Below are 13,216 nucleotides of genomic sequence, written 5' to 3' on the forward strand. Positions count from 1 at the left end.
CCGGCACATTCGTCCGTTCCTGTTGGGGGAACTCCCCCAGCTGTCTGCGGACAGCCCCCCTATTTCCGATGTTCCAGCGCACATCAGATCGCCGGAACATAAATCTTCATAGTGTCCCTTGCACGACAGGATCTCAAGCACACCATTCGAGGACAGTGAACATAGTCACTAATTTATTTAGAATCACATGGGAACAGTAATAAAATTATATACTTTTCTAGGATTATTACCTTCAAGAGGAGCAATCCATTTTCTCGTTCCGTTACTCTGCTTGTAAGCAATTTGCGTTGATCCACCACCATCCAAGTTTATACCGATGCTACAATTCGGCCACTTGGCTCTGATGATTTGCCGTAATTCCCACGCAGTCACTCCAGTATACGAACCAGGATTATCTGTATTATCCCCAACCACAGTCAACAATATTGTATTTCCACCTGTATACTGTCCACCTATGTATAGGATCGCTGTTCTTATGGCTCTGGAATCAATCGCAGGAAAATCCTCATTTGCAATCAGCGAATTAAATGTCGATTGTGTAATATCGCCTCTATCGAGGAACAGATGACATCCACCAACTGCAAAACGAACATCACTTTGATTTATCTGGTCACCTTCTACATTTACAGGAAAACGTGTAAATGACTTTACAAATAAGAAACGATCATTGATGCTATTGTCACTCATTGATGACATCTTCGCTCCGAACACATTCAATGTGTGATTCTGAAAAAGCGTTATCTAGCACATTCACATCCTCTGTTATGATTATCTCTTCTAGATATAAACACCCTGAAAAAGAATACTCCCCTACCGTCGTACATGTATCCGGCAAGATATAAGAACTATCTTTCTTTCCGCCGGGATATGTATGCAAAACATCCTTCTGAGAATTAAAGAGAACACCATCTATATCAGCAAAATACTGATTAGCTTCATCAACATTCAGAGATTCTAAGTTATCGCAATTAGTAAAAGCTCCCGCAGAGATGTAATATACATTTTTTGGAATATTCATTGATGTTAAACGATCACAATTATTAAACGAATAATATCCTATTTCATACATTTCATCGGATAAAACAATTCGCTCTAACTTGCTTCCAGCAAACGCATATGAATACACCGCTACACATTTATCTGGTATAGTATACGTACTCACATCCTTTGCCATAGGATACGCAACAAGAGCAGATCCGTCTTTGGTATACAACACTCCATTGATAGACTGATATTTCCCATTATCTTCTGCAACGTCAATGTATTTAAGATCGTGAAAACCAGAAAAATATCCATCTGCAATTTTTGTTACATCCGCTGTGATTTTTACACGTTCAACGCCCTCCATTCCATCTTGTTTCTGTTTTGTCATTTCATCCGTATCGACTACAAATATATCTTCTGTCTCACCATTACATCCAATGAGTCCCAAAATACACATCACCGCCATGATACAAATGATTATTCCTCGCATACATTTTTGATTCATACTGTTCCTCCACAAACACAAAGGCGCACAGACACACTTACTTTTTCGTAGTGCATCTATGCGCCATTCCTTACAATCTTTATTGGATATAATATTGACAATCCCAGGTGTTCGTGCATCCAATAACGCATATGACTGCACTCGCATCTCAGTTCTAACATCATATCTCCGTCACCTCTTTCCTATACGTGCGAACTGATCTTTCGGAAAAAGCGAAGCCAGAAGACATTTATCCTATTGTCGTTTTTATTATACCAAATTCAACCAAATAATGCAATTAACACACCATGTATTTTCCGTTAATATTTTTTGATTCTATTTTTGTTGGATTTTCAGCCGTTTCATGATTTACTGATTTCTCCCACATCGTAATATTAGCCGACAGGAACGTCCGTCTGCGGACTGCTCCCCCTTTTTTTGATGTTCCGCCGCACGTCAGATCGCCGGAACATCAATCTTCATAGTGTCCCTTGCACGACAGGATCTCAAGCACACCATTCTCGATACGGTACACAAAACGGTTCGTAGCATCGATCCGCCGGCTCCAGAATCCACTCAATTCCCCTTTCAGCGGCTCCGGCTTTCCGATACCGTCAAAGTTGCTGCGCTCGATGTCACGAAGCAGCTCATTGATCCGCTTCAGTGTTTTCTTGTCCTGGCTTTGCCAATACAGATAGTCTGCCCAGGCTTCATCAAACCAGACCTTCTTCATTCATCCTCTACCTCAATCGGTTCGTGTTCTTCGCCTTTCCCCGCATTGAGTGCTGCAATACCACGGCGCAGATGTGCCATGTTGCTTTCGGAATAAAACATATCCGCCGAGATCTCAAACGGGATCCGGCGTTCCCGTCCTACAATTTTTGAAAAGATCGTCAGTGCTGTGCTTACAGACATTCCCATATCGGCGCAGGCACTCTCAAAGAGCTTTTTGTCCGTTGCGCTCAGTCGGAAATTGACATTTACTACTTTATCCAAAATGCTCACTCCTTTCACCATCACTATTATACACCAATTTGCAGATTTTTGCAAGCATTTTGCATTACATTTGCTTGTTATTATTTGTAAATTTTCTGCCGCGTCATCCAGATAAGAAGAGCACTTCCGTCCGAGCGTCAATGCCGGAACGGAAGTGCTCTGGTTATCCTCTTGAGATATCGTCATTCGGTCGGGAGATCTCACTCTGCAGTTCTGTCGGATCGGCGTTGTCGGCAGCGGATTCTCTACCGTCCTCAAGCTCCACGTTCTTCAGATCTCCGATGTATAGGGTCTTACCGAACGCAGCAAGCAGCTTGAGTACCGTGCTCATGTTCGGCGTGTTGATTCCACGCTCAAACCGAGCAATCATCGGCTGCTTCACTCCGCTCTTATCCGCCAAATCCTGCTGTGACAGATTGTTGTACTGCCGCATATGAGTAATTTCTTTTATAATATCTTCGCATAACTCGTATGATGTACTTTTTTTCGGTGTGTGAATCTCCTTTCTGACCTCCTCAAGGTCATATCCCATTACATTTATCCCGGTCATGATAACTTGGTACGCTCCTTAATTATTTCGGACAGAATAATCCCGGGCGACTGTTAGCAGCCGCCCGTATATCGGTCGTCATTCTACTTTACATCCATCCAGCCTCATTATATCACATCTCAATAAAAAAATCAATACGAAATTGTTATAAAGTATATTGACAAATTATCAAATCCGTGTTATAATAAAATCGATCAGATGGAATATTGTCCCAACAAGTTCCAAACAGACAGATCAGTTCACCTTATAGAAAGGGAGTGAGATGAATATGGTATTCGAACTGAACCGCCTTACATGCCATCCTATGCCTACGCCATCGGTCGACATTCTGATCCATACCCTACCATATCCGATCAAGCGTATTCACGTTGGCGCATAGGTTGGCTGTAAGTTGTCCGTTTTGACTTGCAGATCAGTCTATGCGCTTTTTCTATCAAACCAAAATTTTGATGAAAGGAGTAACAGCTCATGAAGAAATCGGTAATAGCAATAGCTGTATCAATGTGTCTCATTTTTGGTTCATCACATTTTTTGGTGTTTGAGTAAAAAAACGAAATAAAAAGAAGAGCCAAGAGCTCCCTTTGTGGTATAATGTAAGTAACCACACAAACAATACACCGGGGGAACTATGGCTCACACCTATCATACCACATTTCAAGTAGAATATCAACAGTATTTTTGCAACAATTCCGAAAGATTTGAAAATGGAAAGCGAATACTCGAAATCAACAGCCGACAAAAGGCATCAGACGTAGTCTGCCCGATGTGCAGTGGTCGGGTCAGCGGACACGGAATACGCAAGGTAAGATTGACCGATATACCGTATGTTCCGGGTTGTGTCACTGTTTACGAAATTCATCAGCACAGATATCGTTGCAAGGAGTGTGGCGGCACGTTCTGTGAAAACAACCCGTTTAAGGCTCCGGGAATGAATCTGACCAAGCGATGCGTTACTTGGATTTTCGAGCTGATGAAATATAAGATGCCGACAGCTTCCATAGCAACCTTTTTCGGTATCCATTGGAATACCGTCCGGAAGTTGGAAAAGATGAGAATGGAATACATCTTGGAAGCCCATGACCGGGAACAGCTCAAATCCACATATCGTCCGTACTATCTGGCTGTTGACGAGTTTGCTATCCGTAAGGGTCATCGTTACGCTACTTGCGTGATGGATTTGATAAGAGGAGATATTCTTTGGGTAGGAAAAGGACGTACCATCAAGGATTTTTCGAAGTTTTTCGAGGCATTCGCCGACTCGGATTATCTATCCGAGGTGAAGGCCGTTGCCATGGACATGAACGCATCGTACAATACTCTGGTACATCGGTATCTGCCGGGCGCCGAGATTGTCTACGACCGTTACCACATACAGGCTCAATACAGCAGAGACGTACTCGGACAGGTTCGCTTGGAAGCGGCCAAAAGCCATAAAGAAAAGTCGATAGAACTGACGAAGAAAGGCTCTGCTTCTGCTGCCGAGGTGAAATCCGAAAAGCAGCTCTACAGTCGGATCAAGAAGGCAAGATGGGTATTGCTTCAGAACCATGACAAGCTCTCTGAGGAGAAAGCGCAAAACCTGAATGAGATCCTTGCCACCCATTCAGATCTTGCGCTTTGCTATGCGATGAAGGAAGAATTGATCCAACTATTTCAAATCACCGATGCAAATGAAGCACGTGAAAGATGGCTTAAATGGTTTGATGCTGCCATTCACAGCGGTGTTCCGGCTCTCATGAAGTTCGCTCGCCAAAAGGTCAAACGACTTGACGGTTTGGTCGCTCATGCAAAATTCCATATCTACACCAGCAGGCTTGAAGGTTTCAACAACAAAATCAAAGTTGCCAAGCGGAACGCTTACGGATTTAGAAATCTGGACTTTTTCTTCACCTATATTCGCTTTATTTCGATTCCTCATTCTCTTGGTACACACCATTAATTATGAAGAACCTCATTTTTACGTTATGCGCTACTGTATACGCTAAAACCGACACAGATAGCGGTGTACTTACTGGTGGATATCAGTGTAGTGCATATCTGAATGTTCAGGATAGTTCCTATAGTGCTTATGCCGAAACAACTGCTGATCGAGGTCTCGATTCCAATCCGAATGATTACATTAGTGTAACATTATCATTCGTTGAATGGAATAGTTCTAATAACGCGACTTATCCTGATACACCAGGATATCCCAACTATAACGTTGGTCCCAATTATACTACAGCCAGAATTTCGGCTACAGGTAGTAACCCCGATTCTGTTTCCGCATCCCACTATGTTCAGCGTGGTGCATATGGATGGTCAGGCTCCACCTCTGTTAGTTATACCAGCTGAGATTAACGTATCATACCATTTCATCCACATGAAGAACAAATAAACCTTGATGACAACCAACGATTTCTCAGTTATCTTATGTGACCATTTCACATAAACAGCTATTCGTTTTTGAGAAATCGTTGGTTGCATTTTATTAGGAGGATGACACATGAAAAAAATAGTTATTATCATGACATCTATAATGCTTTTACTTAATTTATCTGCATGTGATTCAGAAACCCAGGATAATATTCCGATTCACATTTCTGAGTATGTTCTCGACGATTTTTCGTATAATGAAGCAAATGATAAACCGTATACCTACAATTGTGTTGATGCTTCTGTTTCGTTGCAATATGATAATGGAAATATATACTTTTGGGGCGGTTTGCCTGGTGAGAAAAACACTACTGTAATGAAACTAAATCCTTCCACAGGCCTTTGTACCCCCATATGCTCACTATCATTGTGTGAGCATAATACACCAGAATGTCCAACGTATGGACTCAATGCATGGTTTTATGCATATAATGACAACATTTACTATAAACGAGCGTATTCGTATACTTATAGAAACACAGATGGAAGTATACGCAGCACGGTTGATTTATCTGATTCCGTATGTTATGACACAGTTCATTCAAAACTTCAGGTTCTTGAAACATATAACTCAAAAAACTTTACAGAATATTTGAATCAACTTTTCACCGATAATTACCGTTTCTATTATGATTATGTTTTCGACAAGGATATCGATAAGTATATATTTAAGCTGTGCAGAATGGACACAAGTAACGGTGAAGTACTTGTTATAGGTGGCGATTCCAACGCAGATGTAGTCATCGAAAGATTTGTGTTTATAAAAGATGAAAGGATTTATTTTGTTGATGGTAAAAGATTGTATTCCCGTACCCTCGATAATGTGGATGAAATTGTACACTGTATCGGACAATTCGGAGATAAGGTATTAACTGATGGTGTTGGTATATATTTCGATCTGTATGACAACGATGGCATGAGAGATGTATACTATATGTCTGACATAAACGATTATGATAGTGCCAAACAAATTATCGATGGCTGTACAAGTTGGTGTTTGACCGAAAACTACATCTACTATTTAGATGGAAATAAAAGGACAATAGGTAAAAGCAATCTGACTGGATACAACGGTGATGTCAAATTAATGGGAGAAAATATTATTCGTTGTAAGCATAACGGAGAAAACAAGGAGGTTGTGTTTAGTTTTACTCAGGATTACAATAAATACCAAATCAATAATATGGTTGTGGTAGACAACTACATATATGGTTTGTATCAATACTGGGATGATTCAGATAATGATGGTGTTTTTCAAGATGGTGACCAGTATTATAGTAATAGATCAGATGATTTCACTATCATGAGAATTGATGTCACGGATGGGAGTGTGTATTTTATCAAGGAGGGATATTGATGCTCAGATATGAGTGGAAAAAAGTGTTTGGTAGCCGACCTGTTATTATATCCGTATTTGTGCTTCTACTCGTTAATGCTATAATCTGTTATTTTCAAACCAAGCCTAATCCTAAAGAATTACCCCGTGATACACTTTTGAGTTTTTGGGAAACGTATGTATCAAACGAAACGGAAATGCAGAAAGAATATCAACAAATGCAGAATTTCGTTTCCGAACAACAGCGCATATGGTCGGAACAAATGGCTTTAGGAAATAGAGAATATGAGATGCAAACATGGAAAAACAAATATGCGCCTGAAGGTTATCAAGATGCCCAGCTCTTTAACCATATCATATCTATTAAAGAATACGTCCAAAACTACCAATCAAAAATAGATCATGCAATAAGAACCGCATATGCACAGATCATAAACTCTTCCCCAAATGGCCTCGATACAGGAAGTTACATATATAGATATCAAGCTGAAGTGATCCGTTTATACCAGAATATACAAGAGAACGTATCACTGACTCCAGAATATGTAAGCGGATGGAATAAATATTTTTCTTATGATTTTATGCCGGTTTTTTTGTTGCTTAGCACGATGATTGTCAGCGGATTTGTTTTTACTAATGAACATCAGTTGGGTGTAACATCGTTGATATTTACTACTAAGCACGGAAGATTACATACAGCAGTGAGTAAACTTATCGTAATATATGGAAGTGCAATAATTCTTTGTCTTTTGTTTTGTGCGGAAACATTGTTTATCATAAATATCACTACTGGACTTAGCAATACATCATCGCCAATCCAAATGGTGAGCACCTTTCTTTATTGTCCATACGTTTTTTCAATCAAAGAATATATTATAATAGATTTTGTGTTCAAACTCATTGCGACTCTTATTTTTACCGTAATTTCCGCTGCAATTAGCACTGGATTTCATAATTATCTATTTACATACATCAGTAGTCTTGGGGTTCTAGGGATTGATTACATATTCTTTATAATGAAATATCCAAGTAGTGAAAACTTCATACGTGCTGTTAATTTAATGTCGATTTCCACCTCATCAACAATCTTAGATCGATATCGAGCAATACGTATTGGCGATACTCCGCTCTCATACATTTCTGTTATAATCATTACGTTTGTACTTGTTGTTGTACTTACAGCTTTTATAATATTAAAATACAGCCATTGTTATACTGTAAAAAACGCAAGCCCTATCAAAATCAAACGTAGAACGCTTTCAATACCCCTGCAAAACTCTTTTGTTTTCAAAAGAGAGTTTTCAATGTCCTTGTTCATTTCAGAACTATATAAGTTAATAATATCATCAAAACTGTTTCTCGTGATCGCAATACTATTTCTTGTTAAATTATCTATTGTCTATATTGATTTTCATTCAACTAAATCATTTGCAGACGAAATATATAATTATTACACGAACGAACTTTCAGGACCAATAGATGAAGAAAAACGAACTTATATATCGAATGAACGAAAATATATTTTAGAAACACTTAACAATTATGCGAGTATGTCCGATGCATACGCAAATGGAGAAATTAGTTTAGATGACTACCGCGCCTATCTTTCCGATTACAATTATGCTTTCAGTCATGATGAAATTTTTAAACAAATCGAAAGCCATGTTTCTTATATTGATAAAATGGCAAATGAGGGAAAAGAAGCTTGGTTCGTGTATGACACTGGATGGAAGAAGCTATTAACAAGAGGCTTTGATTGGTCTCTATATGCACTTGTTCTCATACTCTGTTCGAATGTTTTCGCTGCCGAATACAACACTCGTACATCATCTGAAGGATTCCATCAGATATTAAGAACAACCAAACATGGTAGAAAAAAAACATTCTATCAAAAAGTAAGAACAGTGGTAACACTATCATTGATTTTTTCATTTATCTGGACTGTAATAGATTATATTGCAGTATTGATGGCTTATAAACTTCCCCAAATCAATGCACCAATATGGTCAATAGAAATTTTCTCAGATATTGAATACAATATCAATATCTGGCAGTTTGCTGTTCTTTCGGCGTTTGTTAAATTACATGCATATATGGTACTTGCTATACTGACCACATCTTTTTCGTTAATATCTCAAAAGAGCAGTTCAACAATAATCTACATAACAATGTTGACGCTCATTCCAAGAATCTTATCCACATTAGGTATATCAGCTTTGAATCGGATTGACTATGTGGACGTTATGGAAGCAACTCCTATTTTACTAAGATCTATAGAAGGTGCTGCTTTTTCCATTATAGTGATAATAAGCAGTCTTTATGGAATATTCGAAACCAAAAGGATGTGGAGTAAATGACACTTAATATAAATGCTATCACCAAAGCATATGGAAATAACTTGGCAATAAATCAATTCTCATCAACATTTGAACTCGGCATATATGCTCTCCTCGGTCCAAATGGTTCTGGTAAGTCCACACTCATGAACATTCTCACAGATAATCTCAAAGCTGACTCCGGTGAGATCACCTATACCGATGATTCCGGCAACACAGAAAATGTCCTTCACATGGGTGTCCGTTTCCGTGAAAAACTCGGCTTTATGCCTCAGTATCCAGGACTATATCCCAACTTCACCGTAGAACGCTTTATGTGGTATATGGCAGCTCTCAAAGGAATCAAGAAAGAAGAAGCGAAGAAACAAATCCCCGAAATTCTCGCAGCAGTCGAACTGGACGATGTACCGAAACGTAAAATCGGCGCATTGTCCGGTGGCATGAAGCAGCGTCTAACATTGGCGCAGGCTGTTCTCGGTGCTCCAGAAATACTGATTCTCGATGAACCGACTGCCGGTCTGGATCCCAAACAGCGGATTGCCATCCGGAACTACATATCCAAGATCGCGTTCAATAAGATTGTTCTGATCGCCACTCATGTTGTGCCAGATATTGAATTTATCGCCCGTGACATCATCATGCTGAAAAAAGGCGTAATCGTAGATAATGCTCCGCCGCATGAACTAACAAAAAAGATCGAAAGAAAGGTCTGGAATGTCCCTTGCGCTGAATCAGATGTCCAGCCAATGCAGGACAAGTTCCGTGTCACCAACATTGCCCGTGACGAGGATACCGGCAAGGTTCTGCTGCGTGTACTTGCCGATGAGCAACCCACAGACCGATCAAAAACGGTTGCTCCTACACTGGAAGACTATTATCTGTATGTATTTGGAGAAAACTCTTCAACATCTTAATTTTCAAACAAGATAGCTGCCCTGCAGCGCAAGAGATATCAATCTCTTGCTTGGAATATCATGACACAAAACAGCACCGGCATATGAGTACCGGTGCTGTTCTTTATTCTCACATACACCCCCGTATAGAAGAGCGCCGTTCGGTTCTTACTTGTTCGTAATTGCCGCCCATATTCTTTGAAGAAATCCATGCTTACGAGGTTCATCACGAAATTCTTCGTCAAAATTGCCTTCTATCGTTTCCGGAGGTTCTTTGCTTTCTTCTTCCATCATCTGCTGTCCTTCAATCAGCGTTTCAGCAAGAGCTTTCTGCTTCTCTGCGTTCTGTCCTGCAGCCAAAGCAGCTTGCGTTTCAGCAAGTTTTGCGAGAGTATCAAGAAGCTGCCGATCCTTCTCACGGTTATGCTCCCGTTCCTTCTCAAGTTCGTCCTGTAGGCGATCGATCTGACGTCGTAAAAACTCTATTTCAGCAACATATTCTGTTTTGGAACAGTCATTTTGTGGTGCTCCAATAGGTGCTCCATTGGAGCGCTCCACTCCAAAATTGGAGCGCTCCAATGGAATTTTCTCTAATACCGGAAATTCACTTTCCGAGCAGAAATTATTTGATATTCCTTGATTTTCTGGCGTTTTTTCAACATCTGATGATACCGCTCCAACGGAGTGCTCCACCGCTCCAACAGGTGCTCCATTGGAGCGCTCCAATATATCCCGATTGGAGCAGTAGGTATTTCCAAAATCATCTTTGATAATCTGCTCGCCTACCTCATCAAGATAAAGAATCCCATCTACAGTATGAGCATACGGAGCACAGGCTGCATTTAATTTCCCCTTGAATCTCTTGTATACAGCCTGTTTTGTCACGCCTATCTCATCGGCTATCTGTTTTATTGTCTTTGTCACTCCGTCACCATACTTTCCACATTTACATTACGTTAGAATAAATCGCTATGTGTACCGGTTCGGTACAACGTCAATACCAGGATATTCTCTGAAATCTTATATACAAGCAGCCAATCCGGTTCTATATGGCATTCACGGTACCCACTATAATTTCCCCTGAGCGGATGATCGCTGTACTCATCCGGTAACATATCACCACTTGCAAGAATTGTAACTACCTTCTGCAGCTTTTCTACACTACAACCACGTTTGACAGCAAGCTTAAAGTCTTTCTTAAACTGAGAAGTTCTCTGAATTTCGTATTTTATCATGAATTTAACTCCGCAAACAGATCTTCCACGCTTGAAAATCTCGGTGCAGACGGATCAGAAAGCATCTGATCTCCTTCCTCAAGAGCTGCCCGTGTGATTGCATTCGGTTCATCCAGCTTTACCTCAAAGGGAAGCCCCTGACATCTCAGTGCCTGAATGTAAAACATACGTGTTGCTGTGCTAAGATCCATTCCAAGAGCCTTGAATAATGCTGCAGCCTGTGCTTTCAGTTCCGGTTCCATCCGGAGAGTAGAATTTTCTTTTGAAGCCATCTGATTTTACCTCACTTTCAAATATGTCTACATATAGTATATCACAAAATCATTCGCTTTGCAAGTGCATTGCACTTTCTTCTTCCTCAACATCAACTGTCATCTCTATCGGTTTGAATCCACGTTCTGATAACGCTCCCATTGGAACAAGCCGGATTTTATATATACCATTCTCAACCACAAGTTTCCGCTGCGGTTCTTCAAGTCTTTTCTGTTGATCGATCTCAGCACGTATCGCATCATAATATTTCCCAACCGTATGCCTATCTATCTGAAGTGCTGTTGCAATCTCTGTTTTTTTTCGCACATCGGGGTTGGCAAACATATACTCTCGAATAAATTGTTCTTTACTCGGTCGTCCATTCCCTTGCCACCAATTATCTTTTCCTTGCTGTTTAGCTTTTACATCTCTAATTGCACGAGCCACTTCTAAATGTTGTCTTTGTTTCTTCCAATTTCGTTTATTAGGAGGAATCGGAATACCGGAATACTTGGCAATATCCGCACGCGGGAACGTCACAAAATTCTCGTTGTACATCTCAAGAGCCTTGACAACATCCTCGACGGTGAACCGGTTGGAATCCTCGTAGCTCATCTCATCAAAAATTTTCATCAGCCTGTCTGCGTCACGCCGCAGCTCGTCTTCATCAATACTGCACTTCACAGCATAAATTGCCAACGTCATAATGCCGTAGAACCGGTGTCCCACGTGGATCTCCGTTTCTATCTTCCGCAGCCACCAATCGTACAGATCCCGCTTCACCGTCCACCGGCCGCGCCGTTCGCCGCGAACCACACGCCGCTCATACCAATCCGGATACTTCTTTTTCGCTTCCTCGATGGACATCGTAGCTTTCTCCAGAATCCCGGTCACACGCTGCATATCTCCATTCGTGTCCGGCACATACTGAAGTAAATACTCAAGAGACACCGGCTTGCCGTATCGATACGCCACAACAGGATAATCCTTTCCCAGCTTTGTCCCGCTGCCAACCACACGGAACCCCTGCAGAACACCCTGAACCTGCGGGTCCTTGATGTTTGAAGTAAACCGGTTCCATATCCGGCGCGTCAGAACATATTTCAGTTCTTTCAGAAATTTCTGATTCTGCGGATACATCGCCACAGGACTTTCAAGGACATAGTACAAGTGAAGCCCGTTTCCGCTGTTCACGACAAAGGTTGCCGCCGGAATAAAACCACGGTTCATCTGATGGAAGGTATCTCTGAGCTGCGGCATATCCACACCATCCAGATCGAAGGTAATCGCATAAAGATACCGGGCATATTTACCAGCGCGTGATCTTCCGAAGTAAGACACCGGTGACATAACCGCAAACTCAGCCTTAATCAGTTCATCCAATCCCTCAAGTCCATCGTTGATAATAAATTTCTCTACTTTTCCTTTGGGATGAACCATCATACCAACACCGTTTCCACGCCGTTCTGAGGCGTTTTCAGCCCCGTCAGCGCTCTTTTTCTTATCGGTGACAGTTATACCTAAACCATTGCCTTTCGCGTCCTCCCAGTGCCCCTCACGCTCAAAGGAGCCGACAGGGAAGATCTCACGATAGAAAGCATGAGGTTCGATCTTCTCATAATGAGCATCCAGCCATTCGTTTTTTTCAAGATACAACGCCCGCTGCTTCTGAATATACGAGCTGACTTCCATAACGTCCTGCATAAAATCACCTCAACGTGCATACACTGTCTAC

Annotated in this window: 13 protein-coding genes; 4 read left to right on the forward strand and 9 right to left on the reverse strand. The window is 41.0% G+C overall.

Annotation, left to right across the window (positions count from 1 at the left end):
* Window positions 1-183 precede the first annotated feature (183 nt).
* The 5 genes from QZZ35_RS05730 to QZZ35_RS05750 all read right to left on the reverse strand — a co-directional run bounded on the left by QZZ35_RS05730 (window position 184) and on the right by QZZ35_RS05750 (window position 3,014).
* Window positions 184-687: a phosphodiester glycosidase family protein gene (locus tag QZZ35_RS05730; protein WP_291236533.1), complete on the reverse strand. Its 504-nt coding sequence runs from the start codon at window positions 685-687 to the stop codon at window positions 184-186.
* Window positions 680-1,489 (reverse strand): leucine-rich repeat domain-containing protein, encoded by an 810-nt coding sequence (locus QZZ35_RS05735; RefSeq protein WP_291236534.1) that lies wholly within the window; start codon window positions 1,487-1,489, stop codon window positions 680-682. The genes QZZ35_RS05730 and QZZ35_RS05735 overlap by 8 nt, the downstream gene beginning before the upstream one ends.
* 451 nt (window positions 1,490-1,940) lie before the next feature.
* Window positions 1,941-2,201, reverse strand: a complete 261-nt coding sequence (locus QZZ35_RS05740; protein WP_291236535.1) for a Txe/YoeB family addiction module toxin — start codon at window positions 2,199-2,201, stop codon at window positions 1,941-1,943.
* Window positions 2,198-2,464: a type II toxin-antitoxin system RelB/DinJ family antitoxin gene (locus QZZ35_RS05745; protein WP_291236536.1), complete on the reverse strand. Its 267-nt coding sequence runs from the start codon at window positions 2,462-2,464 to the stop codon at window positions 2,198-2,200. The genes QZZ35_RS05740 and QZZ35_RS05745 overlap by 4 nt, the downstream gene beginning before the upstream one ends.
* 163 nt (window positions 2,465-2,627) lie before the next feature.
* Entirely contained in the window at window positions 2,628-3,014 is a 387-nt protein-coding gene (locus QZZ35_RS05750; protein ID WP_291236537.1) for a helix-turn-helix domain-containing protein, read from the reverse strand.
* Window positions 3,015-3,642: 628 nt separating this feature from the next.
* On the opposite strand from QZZ35_RS05750, the gene QZZ35_RS05755 reads away from it, so the two are divergent.
* The 4 genes from QZZ35_RS05755 (at window position 3,643) to QZZ35_RS05770 (ending at window position 10,015) form a co-directional block, all read left to right on the forward strand.
* Window positions 3,643-4,953 carry an ISL3 family transposase gene (locus QZZ35_RS05755; RefSeq protein WP_291236538.1) on the forward strand — a complete coding sequence of 437 codons (1,311 nt, stop codon included), beginning with the start codon at window positions 3,643-3,645 and terminating at the stop codon, window positions 4,951-4,953.
* A gap of 546 nt (window positions 4,954-5,499) precedes the next feature.
* On the forward strand, window positions 5,500-6,786 hold the full coding sequence (locus QZZ35_RS05760) for a hypothetical protein (protein WP_291236539.1): 1,287 nt from the start codon (window positions 5,500-5,502) through the stop codon (window positions 6,784-6,786).
* Window positions 6,786-9,122: a hypothetical protein gene (locus QZZ35_RS05765; RefSeq protein ID WP_291236540.1), complete on the forward strand. Its 2,337-nt coding sequence runs from the start codon at window positions 6,786-6,788 to the stop codon at window positions 9,120-9,122. Before QZZ35_RS05760 ends, QZZ35_RS05765 begins: the two co-directional genes overlap by 1 nt.
* Window positions 9,119-10,015: an ATP-binding cassette domain-containing protein gene (locus QZZ35_RS05770; protein ID WP_291236541.1), complete on the forward strand. Its 897-nt coding sequence runs from the start codon at window positions 9,119-9,121 to the stop codon at window positions 10,013-10,015. The genes QZZ35_RS05765 and QZZ35_RS05770 overlap by 4 nt, the downstream gene beginning before the upstream one ends.
* 147 nt (window positions 10,016-10,162) lie before the next feature.
* Here QZZ35_RS05770 and QZZ35_RS05775 read toward each other — a convergent pair whose 3' ends face one another.
* Genes QZZ35_RS05775 through QZZ35_RS05790 form a run of 4 tightly spaced genes read right to left on the reverse strand, consistent with a single transcriptional unit; the run spans window position 10,163 to window position 13,185 of the window.
* Window positions 10,163-10,918, reverse strand: a complete 756-nt coding sequence (locus QZZ35_RS05775) for a hypothetical protein (RefSeq protein WP_291236542.1) — start codon at window positions 10,916-10,918, stop codon at window positions 10,163-10,165.
* A gap of 32 nt (window positions 10,919-10,950) precedes the next feature.
* Window positions 10,951-11,229, reverse strand: a complete 279-nt coding sequence (locus QZZ35_RS05780; protein ID WP_291236543.1) for a type II toxin-antitoxin system YafQ family toxin — start codon at window positions 11,227-11,229, stop codon at window positions 10,951-10,953.
* Window positions 11,226-11,501 carry a type II toxin-antitoxin system RelB/DinJ family antitoxin gene (locus QZZ35_RS05785; protein ID WP_291236544.1) on the reverse strand — a complete coding sequence of 92 codons (276 nt, stop codon included), beginning with the start codon at window positions 11,499-11,501 and terminating at the stop codon, window positions 11,226-11,228. The genes QZZ35_RS05780 and QZZ35_RS05785 overlap by 4 nt, the downstream gene beginning before the upstream one ends.
* 49 nt (window positions 11,502-11,550) lie before the next feature.
* On the reverse strand, window positions 11,551-13,185 hold the full coding sequence (locus QZZ35_RS05790) for a hypothetical protein (RefSeq protein ID WP_291236545.1): 1,635 nt from the start codon (window positions 13,183-13,185) through the stop codon (window positions 11,551-11,553).
* Between the last annotated feature and the right edge of the window lie 31 nt (window positions 13,186-13,216).

Origin of the sequence: Frisingicoccus sp., assembly GCA_016298055.1 — a bacterium.
GTDB lineage: Bacteria > Bacillota > Clostridia > Lachnospirales > Lachnospiraceae > Frisingicoccus.

Excerpts from the sequence above, each read along its gene's own strand:
- QZZ35_RS05755 (WP_291236538.1), top strand. The coding sequence starts at position 3,643 with ATGGCTCACACCTATCATACCACATTTCAAGTAGAATATCAACAGTAT.
- QZZ35_RS05750 (WP_291236537.1), bottom strand. The coding sequence starts at position 3,014 with ATGACCGGGATAAATGTAATGGGATATGACCTTGAGGAGGTCAGAAAG.
- QZZ35_RS05735 (WP_291236534.1), bottom strand. The coding sequence starts at position 1,489 with ATGAATCAAAAATGTATGCGAGGAATAATCATTTGTATCATGGCGGTG.
- QZZ35_RS05790 (WP_291236545.1), bottom strand. The coding sequence starts at position 13,185 with ATGCAGGACGTTATGGAAGTCAGCTCGTATATTCAGAAGCAGCGGGCG.
- QZZ35_RS05740 (WP_291236535.1), bottom strand. The coding sequence starts at position 2,201 with ATGAAGAAGGTCTGGTTTGATGAAGCCTGGGCAGACTATCTGTATTGG.
- QZZ35_RS05765 (WP_291236540.1), top strand. The coding sequence starts at position 6,786 with ATGCTCAGATATGAGTGGAAAAAAGTGTTTGGTAGCCGACCTGTTATT.
- QZZ35_RS05785 (WP_291236544.1), bottom strand. The coding sequence starts at position 11,501 with ATGGCTTCAAAAGAAAATTCTACTCTCCGGATGGAACCGGAACTGAAA.
- QZZ35_RS05730 (WP_291236533.1), bottom strand. The coding sequence starts at position 687 with ATGAGTGACAATAGCATCAATGATCGTTTCTTATTTGTAAAGTCATTT.
- QZZ35_RS05770 (WP_291236541.1), top strand. The coding sequence starts at position 9,119 with ATGACACTTAATATAAATGCTATCACCAAAGCATATGGAAATAACTTG.
- QZZ35_RS05780 (WP_291236543.1), bottom strand. The coding sequence starts at position 11,229 with ATGATAAAATACGAAATTCAGAGAACTTCTCAGTTTAAGAAAGACTTT.
- QZZ35_RS05760 (WP_291236539.1), top strand. The coding sequence starts at position 5,500 with ATGAAAAAAATAGTTATTATCATGACATCTATAATGCTTTTACTTAAT.